Origin of the sequence: Krasilnikoviella flava (assembly GCF_900167525.1) — a bacterium.
GTDB classification, from domain to species: Bacteria; Actinomycetota; Actinomycetes; order Actinomycetales; family Cellulomonadaceae; genus Isoptericola; species Isoptericola flavus.
The window spans coordinates 251,758-270,761 of sequence record NZ_FUZQ01000002.1 but is presented as its reverse complement, the minus strand read 5'-3'; the positions used below and the strand labels follow the sequence as shown (position 1 = coordinate 270,761).

Annotated in this window: 20 protein-coding genes and 1 tRNA gene; 12 read left to right on the top strand and 9 right to left on the bottom strand. The window is 75.2% G+C overall.

The features are described from left to right. Positions 1–93 precede the first annotated feature (93 nt). The 5 genes from rplA to B5Y66_RS05810 form a co-directional block, all read right to left on the bottom strand. Positions 94–804 (bottom strand): 50S ribosomal protein L1, encoded by a 711-nt coding sequence (gene rplA, locus B5Y66_RS05830; protein WP_079572384.1) that lies wholly within the window; start codon positions 802–804, stop codon positions 94–96. 134 nt (positions 805–938) lie between these two features. Next, positions 939–1,370 (bottom strand): 50S ribosomal protein L11, encoded by a 432-nt coding sequence (gene rplK / locus B5Y66_RS05825; protein ID WP_079572382.1) that lies wholly within the window; start codon positions 1,368–1,370, stop codon positions 939–941. Between the two features lie 71 nt (positions 1,371–1,441). Next, positions 1,442–2,344 carry a transcription termination/antitermination protein NusG gene (gene nusG / locus B5Y66_RS05820; RefSeq protein WP_079572380.1) on the bottom strand — a complete coding sequence of 301 codons (903 nt, stop codon included), beginning with the start codon at positions 2,342–2,344 and terminating at the stop codon, positions 1,442–1,444. 62 nt (positions 2,345–2,406) lie between these two features. Continuing rightward, positions 2,407–2,667, bottom strand: a complete 261-nt coding sequence (secE, locus tag B5Y66_RS05815) for a preprotein translocase subunit SecE (RefSeq protein ID WP_079572378.1) — start codon at positions 2,665–2,667, stop codon at positions 2,407–2,409. Positions 2,668–2,796: 129 nt separating this feature from the next. Then, positions 2,797–2,872, bottom strand: a tRNA-Trp gene (locus tag B5Y66_RS05810). A gap of 222 nt (positions 2,873–3,094) precedes the next feature. Here B5Y66_RS05810 and B5Y66_RS05805 point away from each other — a divergent pair. The 8 genes from B5Y66_RS05805 to B5Y66_RS05770 are packed head-to-tail and all read left to right on the top strand — an operon-like array spanning position 3,095 to position 10,653. Beyond that, entirely contained in the window at positions 3,095–4,069 is a 975-nt protein-coding gene (locus tag B5Y66_RS05805; protein WP_176168794.1) for an ABC transporter ATP-binding protein, read from the top strand. After that, positions 4,066–4,932 carry an ABC transporter permease gene (locus B5Y66_RS05800; protein ID WP_079572373.1) on the top strand — a complete coding sequence of 289 codons (867 nt, stop codon included), beginning with the start codon at positions 4,066–4,068 and terminating at the stop codon, positions 4,930–4,932. The genes B5Y66_RS05805 and B5Y66_RS05800 overlap by 4 nt, the downstream gene beginning before the upstream one ends. Further along, positions 4,919–6,196, top strand: a complete 1,278-nt coding sequence (locus B5Y66_RS05795) for a sensor histidine kinase (RefSeq protein ID WP_245806957.1) — start codon at positions 4,919–4,921, stop codon at positions 6,194–6,196. Before B5Y66_RS05800 ends, B5Y66_RS05795 begins: the two co-directional genes overlap by 14 nt. Continuing rightward, the gene (locus B5Y66_RS05790; protein ID WP_217700734.1) at positions 6,193–6,873 is read left to right on the top strand and encodes a response regulator; all 681 of its coding nucleotides are present in this window, start codon (positions 6,193–6,195) and stop codon (positions 6,871–6,873) included. Before B5Y66_RS05795 ends, B5Y66_RS05790 begins: the two co-directional genes overlap by 4 nt. Positions 6,874–6,901: 28 nt before the next feature. Next, a complete protein-coding gene (locus B5Y66_RS05785) occupies positions 6,902–7,969 on the top strand; it encodes an adenosine deaminase (RefSeq protein WP_079572371.1) in 1,068 nt (355 codons plus the stop codon). A 7-nt stretch (positions 7,970–7,976) separates the two neighbouring features. Next, complete coding sequence (locus tag B5Y66_RS05780; protein WP_079572368.1) at positions 7,977–8,339, top strand: hypothetical protein; 363 nt, start codon at positions 7,977–7,979, stop codon at positions 8,337–8,339. Beyond that, the gene (locus tag B5Y66_RS05775; RefSeq protein WP_139820753.1) at positions 8,339–10,000 is read left to right on the top strand and encodes a sensor histidine kinase; all 1,662 of its coding nucleotides are present in this window, start codon (positions 8,339–8,341) and stop codon (positions 9,998–10,000) included. Before B5Y66_RS05780 ends, B5Y66_RS05775 begins: the two co-directional genes overlap by 1 nt. After that, positions 9,997–10,653 carry a response regulator transcription factor gene (locus B5Y66_RS05770; protein ID WP_079572366.1) on the top strand — a complete coding sequence of 219 codons (657 nt, stop codon included), beginning with the start codon at positions 9,997–9,999 and terminating at the stop codon, positions 10,651–10,653. Before B5Y66_RS05775 ends, B5Y66_RS05770 begins: the two co-directional genes overlap by 4 nt. 107 nt (positions 10,654–10,760) lie before the next feature. Here B5Y66_RS05770 and B5Y66_RS05765 read toward each other — a convergent pair whose 3' ends face one another. Beyond that, on the bottom strand, positions 10,761–11,177 hold the full coding sequence (locus B5Y66_RS05765; RefSeq protein WP_079572364.1) for a hypothetical protein: 417 nt from the start codon (positions 11,175–11,177) through the stop codon (positions 10,761–10,763). Between the two features lie 114 nt (positions 11,178–11,291). Further along, positions 11,292–12,614 (bottom strand): phosphotransferase family protein, encoded by a 1,323-nt coding sequence (locus B5Y66_RS05760; RefSeq protein ID WP_139820752.1) that lies wholly within the window; start codon positions 12,612–12,614, stop codon positions 11,292–11,294. 157 nt (positions 12,615–12,771) lie between these two features. On the opposite strand from B5Y66_RS05760, the gene B5Y66_RS05755 reads away from it, so the two are divergent. The 4 genes from B5Y66_RS05755 (at position 12,772) to B5Y66_RS05740 (ending at position 16,364) form a co-directional block, all read left to right on the top strand. Next, the gene (locus B5Y66_RS05755) at positions 12,772–14,016 is read left to right on the top strand and encodes a sensor histidine kinase (protein WP_079572359.1); all 1,245 of its coding nucleotides are present in this window, start codon (positions 12,772–12,774) and stop codon (positions 14,014–14,016) included. Further along, positions 14,013–14,678: a response regulator gene (locus B5Y66_RS05750; protein ID WP_079572356.1), complete on the top strand. Its 666-nt coding sequence runs from the start codon at positions 14,013–14,015 to the stop codon at positions 14,676–14,678. Before B5Y66_RS05755 ends, B5Y66_RS05750 begins: the two co-directional genes overlap by 4 nt. 124 nt (positions 14,679–14,802) lie before the next feature. Beyond that, on the top strand, positions 14,803–15,087 hold the full coding sequence (locus B5Y66_RS05745) for an SHOCT domain-containing protein (protein WP_079572354.1): 285 nt from the start codon (positions 14,803–14,805) through the stop codon (positions 15,085–15,087). 248 nt (positions 15,088–15,335) lie between these two features. Continuing rightward, complete coding sequence (locus B5Y66_RS05740; protein ID WP_079572352.1) at positions 15,336–16,364, top strand: L,D-transpeptidase family protein; 1,029 nt, start codon at positions 15,336–15,338, stop codon at positions 16,362–16,364. Positions 16,365–16,396: 32 nt separating this feature from the next. On the opposite strand, the gene B5Y66_RS05735 is transcribed toward B5Y66_RS05740, so the two are convergent. Both B5Y66_RS05735 and B5Y66_RS05730 read right to left on the bottom strand, forming a co-directional pair. Then, positions 16,397–17,653, bottom strand: a complete 1,257-nt coding sequence (locus B5Y66_RS05735) for a UDP-N-acetylmuramate dehydrogenase (protein WP_079572350.1) — start codon at positions 17,651–17,653, stop codon at positions 16,397–16,399. Next, on the bottom strand, positions 17,650–18,927 hold the full coding sequence (locus B5Y66_RS05730) for an MFS transporter (RefSeq protein WP_245806956.1): 1,278 nt from the start codon (positions 18,925–18,927) through the stop codon (positions 17,650–17,652). Before B5Y66_RS05730 ends, B5Y66_RS05735 begins: the two co-directional genes overlap by 4 nt. Between the last annotated feature and the right edge of the window lie 77 nt (positions 18,928–19,004).

Genomic DNA, 19,004 nt, shown 5'->3' with positions numbered 1-19,004 from the left:
GGTCGACCGGTGCCTGCGGAGAGAACGACGACGGCCCGGCACCCTCGCGGGTGCCGGGCCGTCGTGCGATGGTTCAGCGGGTCCCTTCCGGGATCACGCCTCGTCGAGCAGCTTCGTGGTGCGCGACTGGTCGAGCGGGATGCCCGGGCCCATCGTCGTCGCCATCGTGGCCTTGGTGATGTACCGGCCCTTGGACGACGTCGGCTTGAGGCGCAGGACCTCCTCGAGCGCGACGGCGTAGTTCTCCACCAGCGCGGTCTCGTCGAAGGACGCCTTGCCGATGATGAAGTGCAGGTTCGAGTGCTTGTCCACGCGGAACTCGATCTTGCCGCCCTTGATGTCGGACACGGCCTTGGTCACGTCCATCGTCACGGTGCCGGTCTTCGGGTTCGGCATGAGACCACGGGGGCCCAGCACCTTGCCCAGACGACCGACCTTGCCCATGAGGTCCGGCGTCGCCACGGCGGCGTCGAAGTCGGTGTAACCGGCGGCCACCTTGGCGATGAGCTCGTCGCCACCGACCTCGTCGGCGCCGGCGGCCACGGCCTCCTCGGCCTTGGCGGCGTTCGCGAAGACGATCACGCGGGCCGTCTTGCCGGTGCCGTGAGGCAGGTTGACCGTGCCGCGGACCATCTGGTCGGCCTTGCGGGGGTCGACGCCCAGGCGGAACACGACCTCGACGGTCGCGTCGTACTTGACCGTCGCGGTCTCCTTGGCGAGGCGGACCGCCTCGAGGGGGGCGTACAGGGCGTCGCGGTCGATCTTCTCCGCCGCGGCGCGGTATGCCTTGCTGCGCGTTGCCATCTGCTTCTCCTTCTGCAGTCGTGGTGAGCGGGTCCGCGCGGACCCTGCCACGTGCCCGGCGTCGTTCGCCGGGACTTGGTGCGGGCCGCCCGGACCGGACGGGTCCGGTCACGGTCGGGCGGCTCGCCCGCGGATCACTCCGCGACGGTGATGCCCATCGAACGAGCGGTGCCGGCGACGATCTTCATCGCGGCGTCGATGTCGTTCGCGTTGAGGTCGGTGAGCTTCGTCTGGGCGATCTCACGGACCTGGTCCTGGGAGAGCTGCGCGACCTTGACGGTGTGCGGGGTCGGGGACCCCTTGGCCACACCGGCGGCCTTCTTGATCAGCTCGGCGGCCGGCGGCGTCTTCGTGATGAACGTGAACGAGCGGTCCTCGTACACGGTGATCTCGACGGGGACGACGTTGCCGCGCTGCGACTCCGTGGCCGCGTTGTACGCCTTGCAGAACTCCATGATGTTCACGCCGTGCTGACCGAGCGCGGGGCCGATCGGCGGGGCGGGCGTGGCCGCACCGGCCTTGATCTGGAGCTTGATGAGGCCGGAGACCTTCTTCTTGGGAGGCATGACTCTTCCCTGTCTTTCTCAGTTCGTGGACCGACGCCTTGGGCGATGACCCGGTTGCAGTACTGCGTCCGTCAGATCTTGGCGACCTGGTTGAACGACAGCTCGACCGGGGTCTCCCGGCCGAAGATGGAGACGAGGACCTGGAGCTTCTGGGCCTCGGCGTTGATCTCGGAGATCGTGGCGGGCAGCGTGTCGAACGGGCCGTCGGTGACGGTGACCGACTCGCCGACCTCGAAGTCGACCTCGACCGGGGCCTTCGCCGTCGCGCCCGACGACGCCGCCGCGGCCTTGCCACCCTCGGGGGCGGCCTCGACGAACACCGGCGCCAGCATCGAGTACACCTCGTCGAGCGTCAGCGGCACGGGCTGGTGCGTGTGACCGACGAAGCCGGTGACGCCCGGCGTGTGGCGCACGGCGCCCCACGACTCGTCGGTGAGGTCCATGCGGACGAGGACGTAACCGGGGATGCGGACGCGGCGGACGGTCTTCTTCTGCGCGTTCTTGATCTCGGTCACCTCCTCCATCGGGACCTCGATCTGGAAGATGTAGTCCTCCATGTTCAGGCTCTGGATGCGGTTCTCCAGGTTGGCCTTCACACGGTTCTCGTACCCGGCGTAGGAGTGGATGACGTACCAGTCGCCGAGCTGCGAGCGCAGGGTGCGGCGGAACTCCTCGGCCGGGTCCTCGACGACGTCGCCGTCGGCGTCCGACGGGCGCTCGTCCGAGGCCTCGTCGTCTCCGGCCTCGTCCTCAGCAGCCTCGTCGGTCGCGGCCTCGTCCTCAGCAGCCTCGTCGGTCGCGGCCTCGTCCTCAGCGGCCTCGTCGTCGGCCTCAGCGGCAGCGTCCTCGACGCCGGCCTCGGGCTCCGCGTCCGTGGCGGGGTCCGCGGGCACGTCGAGGTCCGCCTCGACGCCCTCGGCGTCGGGCTGGGTGGGGTCGACGTTCTCCGTCTGGTCCAGCGGATCCTGGGACACGAACGAACCTGCTTTCTGGAATCTGCTTGCTTCGGGGGCGGGCGTCCGGCGGTCTGCCGAGGTCAGTCGCCGAAGAGGGCGAGGACGCCCAGTCCGATGACGTAGTCGAGCGCCGTCACGAACAGCATGACCACGGTGACGAACACCAGGACGACGATCGTGTAGTTGACCAGCTCCGAGCGGGTCGGGGTCACGACCTTGCGGAGCTCCGCCACGACCTGGCGCACGAAGAGCACGATGCGCGCGAACAGGTTCGGGCGCTTGCCTGCGGCCGACGTGCCACCGCCGGGCGTCCCCACGGCCTCAGCCGGTGACTCGCTCACTCGCTCTACCCCGTTTCGCGTTCCCGCTGCGGCCGCGCCACCTGCCGGCGACGCGCCCACGGCACTGACTCCTGGCGTTCCGGGGTCATGCGATGGCCCCGCTGCGCGCGGCCCCGCGGGGGAACACGCTGGCAGGGTAGACAGGACTCGAACCTGCAACCTGCGGTTTTGGAGACCGCTGCGCTACCAATTGCGCCACTACCCTTCGTGCCCGACGCCCGTCGCACCACGCTCGAACCACCCCGGAAGGGCGCGCTCGATCATGGCGGGCATCAACCACCGAGGGACAACTGTACGCGACGCGGGGGCGTGGGTCGAACCACCGGTCGCGCCGTCGCCACCACGCCCGGCGTCCACCGATCGGTGGACCTCGGGTCCCCCCGTCCGAGGCTCCCGGAGGCCACGCCGGCCCCGCGAGGCTCGAGGCATGACCTCCACGACGAGACCCTCCCCGGCTCCACCGGCAGGCGCCCCGGGCCGCCCCGCCGACCGCGGTGCCGATCACGGCGTCGACCATGGCCGCGAGGTCCGCGAGCACCCCGCCGAGCGCGCCGCTGTCCGCGTGCGCGGACTGGCCAAGCGGTACGGCCCCAAGCAGGCCGTCGACGGGCTCGACATCGACCTCGCCACCGGCGAGATCGTCGCCGTCCTCGGCCCGAACGGCGCCGGCAAGACGACGACTGTCGAGATCCTCGAGGGGTTCCGGGCCCGCGACGGCGGCGAGGTGCGCGTGCTCGGCGAGGACCCCGCACGGGCCGGCCGCGCGTGGCGGGCCCGCATCGGCGTCGTCGCGCAGGACTCCCGCGACCAGGCCGAGCTCTCGGTCGCCGAGTCGGTCCGGGCGACCGCCCGCTACTACCCGGCGCCCCGCGACCCGGACGAGGTCGTCGCCGCCGTGGGCCTCACCGCCAAGGCGGGAGCGCGGGTGCGCTCCCTGTCGGGCGGGCAGCGCCGCCGCCTCGACGTCGCGCTCGGCGTCGTCGGCGGCCCCGAGCTGCTCTTCCTCGACGAACCGACGACGGGCTTCGACCCGCAGGCCAGGCGCACGTTCTGGGACCTCGTGCTGCGGCTGCGGGACGCGGGCACCACCATCCTGCTCACCACGCACGACCTCGCCGAGGCCGCGCACCTGGCCGACCGCGTCGCCGTCGTGCGCGACGGGCGCGTGGTCGCGGAGGGCACCCCCGAGACGCTCGGCGGCCCCGCGGCACGCACTCCCGTGGTGACCTGGACCGCGGACGGCGTCCGCCACACGGAGCGCACCGACGCACCCACCGCGCTCGCCGCCCACCTCATGGCGACCGCCGCGGGACCCGACGGCGAGGTCGTCGACCTGTGCATCGCCCGCCCCAGCCTCGAGGACGTCTACCTCGGGCTCGTCACGGACGGAGCCGACGCATGAGCGCCGCGACCACCCACCCGGCCGCAGGGGCCCGCGCGGGCTCGACGAGCGGACGGCTCCCCGGCGCCGTCCGGCTCTCGCTGGTCCGCGCCGGCGTCGAGGTGCGCCAGTTCTGGCGGGAGCGCGACGCCGTCGTCTTCGTCTTCGCCTACCCGATCCTCATGCTCGCGATCTTCTCCACCGTGTTCGGCAACGAGGACCAGGGCACGGGCGTCACCGAGGTCGGCTACGCCCAGTACTTCCTGCCCGGCATGGTGGCCACCGGGATCATGCTCACCAGCTTCCAGTCGCTGGTGATCTCGATCGCCGTCGAGCGGGACGACGGCACGCTGCGCCGCCTGCGCGCCACGCCCCTCCCGTCGACCGCGTACTTCGGCGGCAAGGTGCTCCTGACGCTCGCGACGTCGCTGGTGCAGACGGCCGCGCTGCTGGCCGTCGCCGCGCTGGCCTTCGACGTGCCGATGCCCACCGACCCCGCCGACTGGGTCACGTTCGCCTGGGTCTTCGTGCTCGGCACGGCCACCGGCACCATCTGCGGCGTCGGGTTCTCGTCGCTCCCGCGCTCCGGCCGGTCCGCGAGCGCCGTCGTGACCCCTGTCGTGCTGGTGCTGCAGTTCATCTCCGGCGTGTTCTTCGCGTTCTTCGCCCTGCCGTCGTGGATGCAGACCGTGGCGTCCGTGTTCCCGCTGAAGTGGATCGCGCAGGGCATGCGGTCGGTGTTCCTGCCGGACGAGATGGCCGCGCTCGAGACGAGCGGGTCGTGGCAGCTCGCGGCCACCGCTGGTGTACTGGTCGCATGGCTGATCGTGGGGCTGGTCGTCGCGGTGCGCACCTTCCGGTGGCGGCGCCGTGACGACGGCTGACGACGCCGCCCGCGCGGGCACCGGCGACGACGAGGTCGCCCGCGTGACCGCCGACCCGTGGGACCGGCAGGTCGTCTGGTGGGACGTGGGTTTCGTGCTCATCGTGCTGCTGACCGCGGCGGCCATGGCGCTCGGCGGGGACGCCGGGGCCCGCGAGCTGTGGACGGCGTACGCCGCCATGGCCACCATGCTCCTCGCGTACGCCGCATGGGGCGCGCGGGCCGCACGCACCCGCGACCCACGGCAGGCGCTCGCGTACGTCGTCGTCCTGATCGCCGGGACCGCGGTCGCCGTCGCCCAGGGCGGGCTGGCGACGTTCCTGCTGTTCGCCTCGTTCACGCAGCTGTGGATGCTCCTGGAGCCGCCGCGGCGCGCCGTGGTGGCGAGCGTCGCCCTCGGCGTCGCGACCACGTTCGGGATCGCGGCCCAGCAGGGGTTCGACGTCCCCACGCTGGTCGAGGCGGCGCCGCAGATGGCCATCGCCATCGCGTTCTCGGTGCTGCTGGGGCTGTGGTTCGCCTCCACGATGCGCCGCTCGGACGAGCGGGCGCGGCTGCTGCACGAGCTGCGGGCGACGCAGGCGGAGCTCGCCGAGTCGCACCACGCCGCGGGCGTCACGGCCGAGCGCGAGCGCATCGCCCGGGAGATCCACGACACCCTGGCGCAGGGGTTCACGAGCGTCGTGACGCAGGCGCAGGCCGCGACCGCCGCGCTCGACCGGGGCGAGCAGGACCGCGCCCGCGAGCGGTTGCTGCTGGTGGAGCAGACGGCGCGGGACAACCTCGCGGAGGCGCGTGCCCTCGTGGCCGCGTTCTCCCCCGTGCCCCTGCAGGGCTCGACGCTCGGCGAGGCGCTGCAGCGGCTCGCCGAGCGGTTCACGGCCGAGACCGGCACGCGGGTGCAGCTCCACGTCGGCGGGCGGGAGGCCGACGCCGAGGGTCCCGGGACGACGGGGCACGCGGCCGCCGACGTCGTGCTGCTGCGCGCGGCGCAGGAGGCCCTGGCCAACGTGCGCAGGCACGCCGGCGCCAGCGTCGTGACGATCCGGCTGACGCGGCGCGAGCCCGGTGACGGCCCGACCGCGGACGTCCGGCTCGAGGTGATCGACGACGGCCGCGGCCTGCCGCCCGGGCACACCGACGGCCTCGGGCTGGCGGGGATGCGCGAGCGCGTGTCGACCGTGGGCGGCACGCTCGCCGTCGGGCCGGGCGAGCAGGGCGGGACCCGCGTCGAGGTGCACGTGCCGGCCGGGGGGCCGTCGTGACGCCCGCCGGGCCGGGCGCGCCGGCCGGCCCGCCCGGCCGCACGGTGCGGGTGCTGGTCGCGGACGACCACCCGGTGGTGCGCTCCGGGATCATCGGGATGCTGGACGGCGAGGCGGACGTCGAGGTGGTGGGCGAGGCGCCCGACGGCGAGGCGGCGGTAGTCCTGGCGGGCGAGCTGGCGCCGGACGTCGTGCTCATGGACCTGCGGATGCCGCGCCTCGACGGCGTGGGGGCCACCGCCCGGATCGTCGGGGCGTCGGGGGGCGGCGCCCCGCGTCGTGGCCCGCACGTCGTCGTACTCACGACCTACGACACGGACGCCGACATCCTGCGCGCGGTCGAGGCGGGGGCCACCGGCTACCTGCTCAAGGACACCCCGCGCGACCAGCTCGTGGCAGGCGTGCGGGCGGCCGCGCGCGGCGAGACGGTGCTGGCACCGGGCGTCGCGACCCGGCTCGTCACCAGCGTGCGGACCGCTGCGGAGCGACCGACGGCACGCGAGGCCGAGGTGCTCACGCTCGTCGCCCGAGGCCTGTCGAACGCGGCCGTGGGGCGGGAGCTGTTCATCGCGGAGGCCACGGTCAAGACGCACCTGCTGCGGGCGTTCGCCAAGCTGGGCGTGGACGACCGCACGGCCGCCGTGACCGTCGCCCGTGAGCGCGGCTGGCTGCCCTGAACCGGCCGGCCCGGGGCAGACTGGCGCCGTGCGCGATCTGGCGAAGCTCCCCAAGGCTCACCTGCACCTGCACTTCACGGGCTCGATGCGGGTGCCCACGCTGCGCGACCTGGCGGCCGGGCACGGCGTGCGGCTGCCGAGCGCCCTGACGGACGGCGACCCGCTGCGGGTGCCCGCCGACGAACGCGGCTGGTTCCGGTTCCAGCGGCTGTACGACGCGGCCCGTGCGTGCGTGCGCTCGGAGGCGGACATGCGTCGCCTGGTCGACGAGGCGGCGGCGGACGACGCCGCCGAGGGGTCGCGCCGGCTCGAGATCCAGGTGGACCCGACGTCGTACGCGCCGTTCGTCGGCGGCCTCACGCCCGCGGTCGAGATCGTGCTGGACGCCGCGCGGGCCGCGAGCGCCGCGCACGACGTCGAGGTGGCGGTGGTCGTGGCCGCGTCGCGGATGCGGCACCCGCTGGACGCGCGCACGCTGGCGCGCCTCGCGGCCCGGTACGCGGGCGACGGCCCGGGCGAGGTCGTCGGATTCGGGCTGAGCAACGACGAGCGACGGGGCGACACCGCCGAGTTCGCCGCGGCGTTCCGGATCGCGCGCCGGGCGGGCCTCGCGTCCGTGCCGCACGGCGGCGAGCTGCTCGGGCCCGCGCACGTGCGCGACGTCGTCGACGCCCTGCACCCGGACCGCCTGGGGCACGGGGTGCGCGCCGGGGAGGACCCGGCGCTGCTGGCCGAGCTGGTGGAGCGGGAGGTGGCGCTGGAGGTCTGCCCGGCGTCCAACGTGGGCCTCGGCGTCTACCCGGACACGGCGGCGGTGCCGCTGCGGCCGCTGGTCGAGGCGGGCGCCCGGGTCGCGCTCGGCGCCGACGACCCGCTGCTGTTCTCCTCCCGCCTGCTCGACCAGTACGTCGCCGCCCGCGAGGTGCACGGGTTCACCGACGCCGAGCTGGCGGACCTCGCACGGTCGTCCGTGCGGGCCAGCCGCGCGTCGGACCGCACGAAGCGCCGGATGCTGTCCGGCGTCGACGACTGGCTCGTCGCGCCCGACCCGGCCGGCGCGCCCCTCTCATCTGCGTCTCATCCGTCCGCGGGATGATCCGGGCATGGCTGAACGGTCGGGACGTCGCTGGCGCGCCGCCATCCCCTGGGTCCTCGGGCTCGTCCTCGTGGCGGTGATCACCGGCATAATCGTCGCCGCCACGACCGCCGAGCCAGAGGACCGCGACGTCGGAGGCGTCGTGGTGGTCTCCCCCACCCCCGACCCGGCGTCGCCCACGCCGAGCCCCGACCAGAGCACCGGCACGCCGGAGCCGACCCCCTCGTCGTCGGAGCCGTCGTCGTCACCGACGCCGAAACCGACCCGGACGTCGGACGACGGCGGGGTCTCGCCGGTCCCGCCGACGGACGACGACGATGACGACGCTCCCGACGACGACGACGGTCCCGACGACGACGAGGACGACTGATGGTGCGATCCCCGGGGCCCCGGGGCGGGCCCACCGTCCGCACGCGCATCCTCACGGCCCTCCTCGCCCTCACCGCCCTCGCGCTGGGGTTCGCCGGCGCCACCGCCTACCTGCTGACGCACGAGCAGGTGGACGACCGCATCGACGCCGACCTCACCGAGAGCGCCGACGAGCTGCGCACGCTGGCCGCGTCCGGCGTCGACCCGGTGACGGGTGACCCGTTCTCGTCGGCCGAGGAGGTGGTGGTCACCGCCATCCAGCTCGACGTCCCCGCCCGGCACGAGGGCGTCATCGGCCTGCGCACCGGGCAGCGCCCCCTGGTGTCCCAGCAGGCCGTGGAGGTGCACCTGCAGGACGACGCCGAGTTCGTCGCCGCCGTGACGCCCCTGCTGCACTCCGACCAGGTGGTGCTGCGCACGATCCGCACCGCGACCACCGACTACCGGGCGCTCGTCGCGCCGGTGTCCGCGCTGCCGGAGGCCTCCGGCACCGTGCCGGCGTCCAGCGAGCCCGCGGCGCTCGTCCTCGCCTACGACCGCGTGGCGGAGCACGCCGAGACCCAGGCGGTGTTCCGCAGCTACGCCCTCGTGGCGCTCGCCGCGCTGGTCGTGACCGGCGTCGTCGGCTGGCTGCTCGCGGGGCGCCTGCTGCGCCCCATCCGGATGCTGGCCCGTACCGCGCAGCAGATCGGCGAGTCCGACCTGTCGGCCCGCATCCCCGAGTCCGGCAACGACGACCTCACGCACCTCACCCAGGCGTTCAACGGCATGCTCGACCGCCTCGAGGGGTCGTTCGAGTCCCAGCGCCGGCTGCTCGACGACGTCGGGCACGAGCTGCGCACCCCGCTGACGATCGTGCGCGGCCACCTCGAGCTCATGGACACCGCGGACCCGGCGGACGCCCGCGAGACGCGGGACCTCGCCCTGGACGAGCTCGATCGGATGAACCGGCTCGTCGACGACCTCGTGACGCTCGCGACGGTGGGTCAGCCCGACTTCGTGCGCCCCGCCCCCGTCGAGCTGGGCCGCCTCACCGACGACGTGCTCGACAAGGCCCGTCCCCTCGGCGAGCGCACCTGGCTGGTCGACTCCCGCACCGACGCGCGCACGATGGCGGACGCGCAGCGCCTCACGCAGGCGTGGCTGCAGCTCGCCGCCAACGCGGTGAAGTTCTCCGAGCCGGGCAGCGTGATCGCGATCGGGTCGCGCACCAACCACGACGGCTCCCGGGTGCGCCTGTGGGTGCGCGACGAGGGCGTCGGCATCGCACCCGACGACGTGAGCCGCATCTTCGACCGGTTCGCGCGCGGCGAGCACGACGGCGCGCGGCGGGACGGTTCCGGCCTCGGCCTCGCCATCGTCTCGGCCATCGCCGAGGGGCACGGCGGCGAGGTCACGGTGGCCTCGACCCCGGGCCAGGGCTCCACGTTCACGGTCGTGATCCCGGTGCTCCCCGTGCCCGACGCCGGTCCCGACGCGAACCCGGTCGCAGGTCCGGTCGCAGGTCCGGACCGCCCGGTGGCGCCCACCGCCCGGACGGTCGCGAGCCCCCGCACCGCCCCGACGCCCGACCTGCCCCCCGCGCCGCGCGCCGTCCCGCCGGCCGGCCGCACGCCCCGCCCGCGGCCCGACGCCGCCCCCGAGGAAGGACCCACCCCGTGAGCCAGATCCTCATCGCCGAGGACGAGACCCGCATCGCGTCGTTCGTCGCGAAGGGGCTGCGCGCCTCCGGGTACGCGAGCACGACCGTCGCGACCGCGCGCGAGGCGTTCGACCTCGCGTCGTCGGGAGACTTCGACCTGCTGGTGCTCGACCTCGGCCTGCCCGACCAGGACGGCTTCACGGTGCTGCGCCGGCTGCGCGAGGCGAAGGTGACGATGCCCGTCATCATCCTCACCGCCCGCACGTCCGTGACCGACACGGTGGCCGGGCTCGAGGGCGGCGCGGACGACTACATGCCCAAGCCGTTCCGCTTCGAGGAGCTGCTGGCCCGCATCCGGCTGCGGCTGCGCGTGGAGCCCGCCGGCGAGGTGACCGTGCTCAGCCACGGCGACCTCAGCCTCGACCTGCGCACCCGCCGGGCCACCGCCACCGGTGTCGAGGTGGACCTGTCGGCGCGCGAGTTCGCGCTCGCCGAGGCCTTCCTGCGCAACCCCGGGCAGGTGCTCAGCCGCGAGCAGCTGCTGTCGCGCGTGTGGGGGTACGACTTCGACCCCGGCTCCAACGTGGTGGACGTGTACGTGCGCTACCTGCGCAACAAGCTCGGCGCGGAGCGCTTCGTCACCGTGCGGGGCATGGGCTACCGCCTGGCCTGACGCCGGCGCGAACCGGCCCGCCGGCACGCGAACGAGCGTGCTGACGTGATCCCGGGACCGGGTCCCGGCACGTCAGCACGCTCGGTGCCGCTGTGGGCCTGCCGCGGTCAGCCCGCCGAGGCCGCCGTCGGGGCCGTCTGCGCCGACTGCGGCGTCACCGGGCTCACCGGCGACGACGCCGTCGCGGGGCTGGCCGGCGTCTGTGCGGTCTGGGCCGTCTGGGCGGACGGTGCGGTGTTCGCGGTCTGCGTCGTGGGGGCCGTCGACGGGGTGGCGACCGACCCGGCCGTCACGGTCGTGATCGACGTGCCGTTCTGCACGGCCGCGGGCGACGGGCTCGCCACCGCGTCCGCGGCGGGCGCCGCCGAGGACCCCGTCCCGCCGTCGTCGCCCACCTGGACGGCCGACGCGACGACCTCGTCGGACGGTGCCCGGTCGAACGTGCCCTGCGCCGCGGCGACGCCGGCCCCCAGGCCGACCGCGCCCAGCGCCCCGGTGACGATCCATGCGCTGCGTGCCTTCATCGTTCTGCTCCTTCGTCCGTGTCGGGATCCTGCTGGTGGCGGGACCTCCCCGCCGACTGGTCCCAGCCTCCGCGGCGCAGGTGAGAGCGTCGGGAGCCGTGCATGAGAGGCCTCTCAGACTTCCGTCGCCGCCGCGGCGAGCCGCTCCGCGACGACCAGGAACCCCTCGGCGCCCGCCGCGTCCTCGGCCCCGGCGGCGAGCGAGGCGACGACCGCGGCCGCGCGGGCGCGCAGCAGGGCCGGTTCCGCCACGCGCCCGAACTCCGCCAGGCAGCGCTCCACCAGCCCGTCCACCCCGGCGTACCCGCGCGGGTCGAGCACCGGCAGCACGGCCAGGTGCGCGACGGAGCACGCCAGGTCGTCCACCAGGTGTCCCGGGCCGAGGGTGTCGACGTCGAGCACGGCGCCGATGCGCGGGCGGGCCCGGCCGTCGTCGGTCGCCGGGTCGAGCAGGAGGTTCGCGGCGTGCAGGTCGCCGTGCGTCACGACGAGCGGCCCGGGGTCGCCGGCGGCGACGACGTCGGCGACTGCGCCGCCCAGCGCCTCGAGCCGGGCGTCGTCGACCCCGTGCACGGCCGCGAGCGCGTCCAGGTAGTGCCGCAGCCGGTCGGCCCAGGCCGGACGGCGGGGCAGCGCGAGGCCCGCACGGGGGAGCCCGGTCGTGACCCGCAGGATCTCCGCCGGGTCGACGCACGTCGGCTGGTCCTCGGCGGGCGTGCGCGCGACCAGGGCGGCGACGGACGCGCCGGGCACCTCTTCGAGCACGACGACGCCGTCGGCGGACCACGACAGCACCCGGGGCGCGGCCACCGAACGCGGGCGCCCCGCGAACAGGGCGTGCCGCCGCACGAGGTCGTCCACGCGCGCGGGGCGCACCACCTTGACGTAGACGGCGCCCGCGCCGGTGCGCGCCCGCAGCACCGCACGGCGCAGGGGCCGGTAGGTGACGGTCTCGAGCGACAGCAGCGGGGCGTCGGCCCCCGCCGTCCGCAGCCGCTCCTCGACCCGCGACGGCGTGCTGCCCGCCGCGAGACCGGGCAGAGCCGGGTCGTGCGGGTGGCGCCACACGTGCACGACCCGCTCGCCGTCGTCGAGCCGCACGATGCCGGGGCCGAGCGCGCCGGACCGATCGCCGGGGCCGCCGACACCCCGGGCCCGGCGGAACGCCGACGCGGGGGCGCTGGTGGCGAACAGGTGCTCGGGCGCGCGCACGGCGGCGTCGCCCGCGCCGCGCCGCGCGACGACCTCGTAGGCCGCCGTGACCTCGGCGCCGGGGCGCGCGTGCACCTGCCGCACCGACCAGGACTCGAGGACGGCGTCGTCCGCCGCGAGCGCCGCCGACAGGACGCCGTCCGCGGCGTCTCCGGTGAGCAGGTCGAGCCAGGCGCGGTGCTCCGCGGGCGCGGACGGGACGGCGGCGGGGACGGTGGTCGGCACGGCACCATCCGACCGGCCCGGCGCGAGCGCGCCGTGAGAGACCGATGAGAGACCTCTCATCCGGCTCGTCGGCACCCGGCAGGTGGTCCCGGGGGACCACCCCCCGTGGCACCACGGGCGGACGCGCAGGACCCGGCCGCGGCGTAGCGTGCCCGGCATGGACCGCGGCCCCCTCGACCGGTGGCGCCCCCGGCTGTTCCTCGCGACGACGCTGGCCGTCGTCGTGACGTTCGGGACCCTCGGGGCGTCGCACTGGCAGCCGGGCACGCGCGCCGTCGACGCGCTCGGGCTGCTGCTCGCCCTCGTCGGGCCGGTCGTGCTGCTCGCACTCCCCCGCCACCCCGTCGTCGCCGTGCTCCTGGCCGTCGGGGCGCTCGGCACCTACCTCGCGCTGGGGTACGCGTGGGGCCCCGTGCTGGGCGGCACGGTCGGCGTGCTCGTCATGGTGCTCCTCACCGGCCCTCCCGCGCGGGCGCGGGCGATCGCCTGGTCGGGTGCCGTGCTGATGTGGGGCAGCGTGGCGGCGGCCGCCGCGCTGCGCGACGAGCCCACCCGGGTCGCCGCGCTCCTCGGCGGGGCCGCGTGGACCGCCGTCGCGCTGCTGATCGCGACCGGCATCCGGGAGCGGCTCGCCCGCGCCGCCGCCCTGCGCGCCGCCCGAGTGGACCGCGAACGCACGGCCGTCGCCACCGAACGGCTGCGCATCGCGCGCGAGCTGCACGACGTCCTCGCCCACTCCCTGTCCGCCATCAACGTGCAGGCGGGCGTGGGCCTGCACCTGCTGGACCGGGACGTCGAGCAGGCGCGGTCTGCGCTCGCGTCGATCAAGACGACCAGCCGCGACGCGCTCGACGAGGTGCGTGCCGTGCTCGGCGTCGTGCGCGGCGAGGACGCCGGCCCGGACGCGGCGGCCGCCGAGCCCCGCACCCCCACCTGGGACCTGGCCGCCCTCCCCCGCCTGGCCGAGCCGCTGCAGGCGCGGGGCGTCGTCGTGCGCTTCGACGTCGACCCCGCGCTCCTGACCGCCGGGGCGGTCCCCGCGCACCTCGCCGGCGTCGCGTTCCGCGTGGTGCAGGAGGCCCTCACCAACGTGGGCCGGCACGCGCCCGGCGCGCGGACCGTCGTCGTGCACGCGGACCGCGAGGACGGCCGGCTCCGGGTGGCAGTGTCCGACGACGGCGGCCCGGCCGGCCCTCCCGACGAGAACCGCCCCGGCTACGGCCTGCGCGGCATGCGCGAACGGGTCGAGGGCGTGGGCGGCACGCTCGCGGCCGGGCCGGTCGGGGACGGGTTCGTCGTCGACGCGACGATCCCGCTCGACGCCGCTCCCGCGACCGACCGGTCCGGCCCACCGCACGGTAGGCCTGACGACCAGCCTGACGACCTACGGGGAGACGCATGATCCGGGTGCTGCTGGCCGACGACCAGGCCCTGGTGCGGGGCGGTTTCCGCGCCCTGCTCGACGCCGAGGCCGACATGACCGTGGTGGGCGAGGCCGCGACCGGCGACGAGGCGGTGCGCCTCGCCCTCGAGCTGCTGCCCGACGTCGTGCTCATGGACGTCCGCATGCCCGGCGCCGACGGCCTGGAGGCCACCCGGCGCATCGTCGCCGACCCCCGCGCGGGCGAGGTGCACGTGGTCGTCGTCACGACCTTCGAGCTCGACGAGTACGTGGCCGAGGCGATCCGTGGCGGGGCGAGCGGCTTCCTGGTGAAGGACACCGAGCCCGCCGACCTGGTGCGCGCGGTGCGGGTGACTGCCGCCGGGGACGCGCTCCTGTCCCCCGGCGTCACCCGGCGCCTGCTCGCACGCGTCGCCGACGCCACCCGCGACGTGCCGCCCCCGCCCGGCCTGGACGACCTCACCGCCCGCGAGCGCGAGGTGCTCGTCGAGGTGGCCGGCGGGCTGTCCAACGACGAGATCGCCCGCACCCTCTACCTGTCGGAGTCGACCGTCAAGACCCACGTCTCCCGGGTGATGGCGAAGCTCGGCGCTCGCGACCGCGCGCAGCTGGTCGTGGCGGCGTACGAGGGCGGTGTGGTACGCCCCGGCTGGTCGGGCTGACGGGACCGGCACCGCGGGACCACCGAGATCGGTACGGCGGGCTGACGACGCCGACCGTCCCCGCGGGCGACGGTGGTGGCGAAGGGTCCGCACCGGGCGGTCCCACCGTCATGAGGAGTCCACGATGCTCTCCACTGCCACCGCGATCGCCGTCCCCGCGGCCGTCGCCGCGCACCCCTACGCCGGCGGCGGCGGGCCGGGCTGGTGGATCGTCTTCCCGATCCTGTGGTTCCTGCTCTTCGCCACCGTCGTGTTCCTGATCGCCCGCCGCGCGCGGCGGTACGGACCACCGTGGGCTCGCGGCGGCGCAGGTGGCGTCGACGTCCTCGGCGAGCGCTACGCCCGCGGCGAGATCGACGAGGCCGAGTACCGCCAGCGGCTCGCGGTCCTCAAGGAGGACCGGCGCTGACCGTCGCCGCCTGCCAGGACCCGAGCCCCCGCGCCGTCGGCCCGACGACGTGGGGGCTCGCGGTCCTCGAAGGGCGCGATCGGCCCCCCACGATCCCGCCGTGTCGTGCGTCCTCGCAGGTGAACGGCGGGCGACAGGTCACGATCACGACACGGTCGGAGCGCTGCGGTAGCGGCCGGCGTGGTCGCGGGGCACGGTAGTACCTCGCGGCGCACCGGGTGCGCCGCCTCCGGCGCGAAAGGGGCACGATGCGTACGGTTCCCAGCCTGCGGCGGCGCAAGGCGGCGGCGGTCCTCGGTGTGCCGGTGGTGCTCGCGCTGGCGCTCGCCGGCTGCGCGCCCCTGTCGGGCGACACCGAGCCCCAGCCCGGCGCCGCCCCGACGGCGTCCGTGTCCCCCTCCGACGACGCCGGTCCGGCGTCCGACGGCGCCCAGGGGCGCGCGGAGCAGGACGCGCAGGAGAAGGCCGACCAGGAGGCCGCCGAGCGCGAGCAGGCCGAGCGGCAGGCCGAGCAGGACGCCGCCGACGAGGCTGCGGCGAAGGAGCAGGAGGCCGCGGAGAAGAAGGCGGCGGAGAAGGCCGAGAAGGAGGCCGAGCAGAAGGCCGCCGAGGAGGCCGCGGAGAAGGAGCAGGCCGAGCAGGAGGCCGCGGAGAAGAAGGCCGCCGAGGAGCGCGACAAGATGCTCGAGTACGGCGACTCGGGCGACCGGGTCGTCGCGCTGCAGGAGCGGCTGCAGGAGCTGGGCTACTTCCTGCAGGACGCGGACGGCAGCTTCGGCCCCGCCACGCAGCAGGCCGTGTGGGCGCTGCAGAAGGCTGCCGGGCAGTACCGCGACGGCGTCGTCGGCCCGAAGACTCAGGACGCGCTGGACGACGGCGTGCGTCCGGCGGCGCACTCGTCGTCCGGCAAGGTCGTCGAGATCGACCTCGACCGGCAGCTGCTGATGACCGTGGAGGACGGCAAGGTCACCCGGATCATCAACGCGTCGTCGGGCAACGGCGACACGTACGAGGCCAAGGGCCGCAGCTACCACGCGACGACGCCGCGCGGCTCCTACGCCGTGTACATGGAGCGCAACGGTATGCACGAGTCCACGCTCGAGCTGGGGTCGATGTACCGGCCGAAGTACTTCTCGGGCGGGTACGCGGTGCACGGCTCGGGTTCCATCCCGCCGTACCCCGCGTCGCACGGCTGCGTGCGCGTGTCGAACTCCGCGATCAGCTGGCTCTGGGACTCCTGGGGCATGCCGAAGGGCACGCCCGTCGTCCTCTACTGAGCCCACCCGCGGTGAGCGGGGACAGGGGGCCGTTACAGGGCGGTGCCGACCAGGACCGGTTCGGGCTCGAGCTCGATGCCGAAGGTGTCGCGGACCCCGTCGCGCACGGTGCGGGCGAGGGCGACGAGGTCGGCCGCCGTCGCGCCGCCGCGGTTGGTGAGCGCGAGCGTGTGGCGGGTCGACAGGCGCGCGGGGCTGTGCTCGCCCGCGAGGCCGAACCCCTTGGTGAACCCGGCGTGCTCGATGAGCCAGGCGGCGCTGGTCTTCACGAGCGTGGGGTCGACGGCGCCCGGCCCCGGGCCGACGGTCGACTCCGGCGTGGCGGACCGCACCGCGAAGCGCGGTGCGCCCTCGGGCAGCTCGTCCGCGGACTCGGCCGGCAGCACCGGGTTGGTGAAGAAGGAGCCGGCGGACCAGCGGTCGTGGTCCGGACCGTCCCCGGAGGACGAGCCCGCACCCGGGTCGACGCCGACGCCGTCGAGCAGCATCCCCTTGCCGCCCCGCAGCTCCAGCACGGCCTCGCGCACCTCTACCGACGGCGCCCGCTGCCCCACCTCGACGCCGAGGCGCCGGGCGAGCTCGCCGTAGCCGACCGGCGCGGACAGGCTGCCGAGCCGCATCTGGAGGTTGACCTCGAGCACCACGTACCTCGGCGTGGGGTACCAGGGGGCGCCCTCGCCGCCGTCCGCCCGCATGGTCCGCTTGAGCAGCGAGGTGCGGTAGCCGAAGCCGAGGCCGCTCAGCGGGAACGTCCTGCGGCTCCCGGTCGACCGGTCCCAGGTGACCACCGACGCCACGACGCCGGACGCCTCCTGACCGTACGCACCGATGTTCTGGACCGGGGCCGCGCCGACGGTGCCGGGGACGCCCGACAGCGCCTCGACGCCCACCCACTCGTTCGCCACGGCCTCTGCCACGAAGGCGTCCCAGTCCTGCCCGGCGGGCAGGCGCAGGCTGGCTCCGCCGCACGCGCCGTCGGTGCCGCAGGAGTCCTCCAGGTCGGCCTCGAGGCCCTGGCGCACGTCACGCACGACCATGCCGGCGAACCCCTCGTCGGCGACCAGCAGGTTGGAGCCGCCGCCGATCACCAGCAACGGCTGCCCGGCGTCGTCCGCGGTACGCACCGCGTCGATGAGCTCCGCCTCGGACTCCGCCTCCACGTAGTCGTCCACCGGCCCGCCGACGCGCAGCGTGGTGAGCTCGGAGAGCGCCGGAGCGGCCGTCGTGCGACCGGCACGCTGCCGGGCGGGCTCGTCGGCGGACGGCGTGTTCAGGGTCGACAGGCTCACTCGCCCAGCGTACGCGCCGGGCCGGAGGCGGTCGGCAGCGGCCGGGCGGCGCCCGCCACGACGAGCCCGACCGCCACCGGCACGGCCAGCACCAGCAGGGCGTCGCGGTAGCCGACGTGCTCGGCGAGGAAGCCGATGAGCGCCGGGCCGACGAAGAACGCCGAGTAGCCGACGGTCGACACGACGGAGACGCGCAGGGCGGCCCGCTTCGGGTCGTCGGAGGCGGCGGACATGCCGAGCGGGAACCCGAGCGAGGCCCCGGCGCCCCAGATCGCCACACCCACCAGCGCCACCCACAGCGTCGGCACGAGCGCGAAGACGAGGACTCCGACCAGGGCCGCGGCGCCGCACGCCCGCAGCATGGTCACGCGCCCGTACCGGTCGATCAGGGAGGTGCCCGCGAGCCGGGTGAGCGTCATCGCGCACAGGAAGACGGCGAGGGCGATCGCGCCGGTCGAGTCGGGCGTGCCGAAGCCGTCCACCACCGCGAGACTCACCCAGTCGTTGGCCGCGCCCTCGGTGAGCGCGGCCGCCAGGACGACGAGCCCGACCAGCAGCGTGCGCGACTCGCGCCACGTCGCCAGGGTGTCGCGCAACGTGTGGCCGGTGCCGGTGTCGACCGCCGTGGCGGGGTCGGCCCGCGTGTCCGGGGCGGCCGCGCCGTCGCCGGCCGCGGCCGTGTGCGGCGTCGGCTCGAAGAACCGCACGCACACGACGACCACCAGCAGGTCGATCACCATGACCGTGATGACGTGCCCGGCCAGCGAGGCCCCGGCGTGCGCCGCGAGCGCCCCGATGCCCGCGCCCGCGACGGTGCCCAGCGAGAACCCCGCGTGGAAGCGCGGCATGACGGACCGACCCAGACGCTGCTCGACGACGGCGCCCTCGAGGTTCATCGCGGCGTCCCAGATGCCGACCCCCATGCCGCCGAGGAAGAGTCCGGTCCGCACCAGCAGCGGGTGGTCACCGTCGACGGCGAGGGTCGCGACGGCGAAGCCCGCGGCCGCCAGCGCGGCGAACGACACGCAGGTGCGGCCCGCGCCGATGCGCGAGGCGATCATGCCGGACAGCGGCAGCGCGACGAGGGAGCCGATCGCCCCCGTGAGCAGCAGCACACCCATCTCCGCCTCGGAGAAGCCGAGTCCGTCGCGCACCGCGGGGATGCGGGAGGCCCAGGTGGCCATGCCGATCCCCGCGACGACGAAGACGACGAAGACGGCCCAGGCGGCGCGCACGGCGTGCGCGGGCGGGCGCGCGGGGAGGTCGGTGCTCACGGTGCGACGCTTCCCGATCCCGCCACTCCGGTCAAATCGATTCGACCAATCCCTGGTCGCCGCGGGTAGGCTTCGCC

Bases quoted from the DNA above. Each gene is read 5' to 3' on its own strand.
- B5Y66_RS05805 (WP_176168794.1), top strand. From the start codon at position 3,095: ATGACCTCCACGACGAGACCCTCCCCGGCTCCACCGGCAGGCGCCCCG.
- B5Y66_RS05800 (WP_079572373.1), top strand. From the start codon at position 4,066: ATGAGCGCCGCGACCACCCACCCGGCCGCAGGGGCCCGCGCGGGCTCG.
- B5Y66_RS05740 (WP_079572352.1), top strand. From the start codon at position 15,336: ATGCGTACGGTTCCCAGCCTGCGGCGGCGCAAGGCGGCGGCGGTCCTC.
- rplA (WP_079572384.1), bottom strand. From the start codon at position 804: ATGGCAACGCGCAGCAAGGCATACCGCGCCGCGGCGGAGAAGATCGAC.
- B5Y66_RS05745 (WP_079572354.1), top strand. From the start codon at position 14,803: ATGCTCTCCACTGCCACCGCGATCGCCGTCCCCGCGGCCGTCGCCGCG.
- B5Y66_RS05780 (WP_079572368.1), top strand. From the start codon at position 7,977: ATGGCTGAACGGTCGGGACGTCGCTGGCGCGCCGCCATCCCCTGGGTC.
- B5Y66_RS05755 (WP_079572359.1), top strand. From the start codon at position 12,772: ATGGACCGCGGCCCCCTCGACCGGTGGCGCCCCCGGCTGTTCCTCGCG.
- B5Y66_RS05775 (WP_139820753.1), top strand. From the start codon at position 8,339: ATGGTGCGATCCCCGGGGCCCCGGGGCGGGCCCACCGTCCGCACGCGC.
- B5Y66_RS05750 (WP_079572356.1), top strand. From the start codon at position 14,013: ATGATCCGGGTGCTGCTGGCCGACGACCAGGCCCTGGTGCGGGGCGGT.
- rplK (WP_079572382.1), bottom strand. From the start codon at position 1,370: ATGCCTCCCAAGAAGAAGGTCTCCGGCCTCATCAAGCTCCAGATCAAG.
- B5Y66_RS05765 (WP_079572364.1), bottom strand. From the start codon at position 11,177: ATGAAGGCACGCAGCGCATGGATCGTCACCGGGGCGCTGGGCGCGGTC.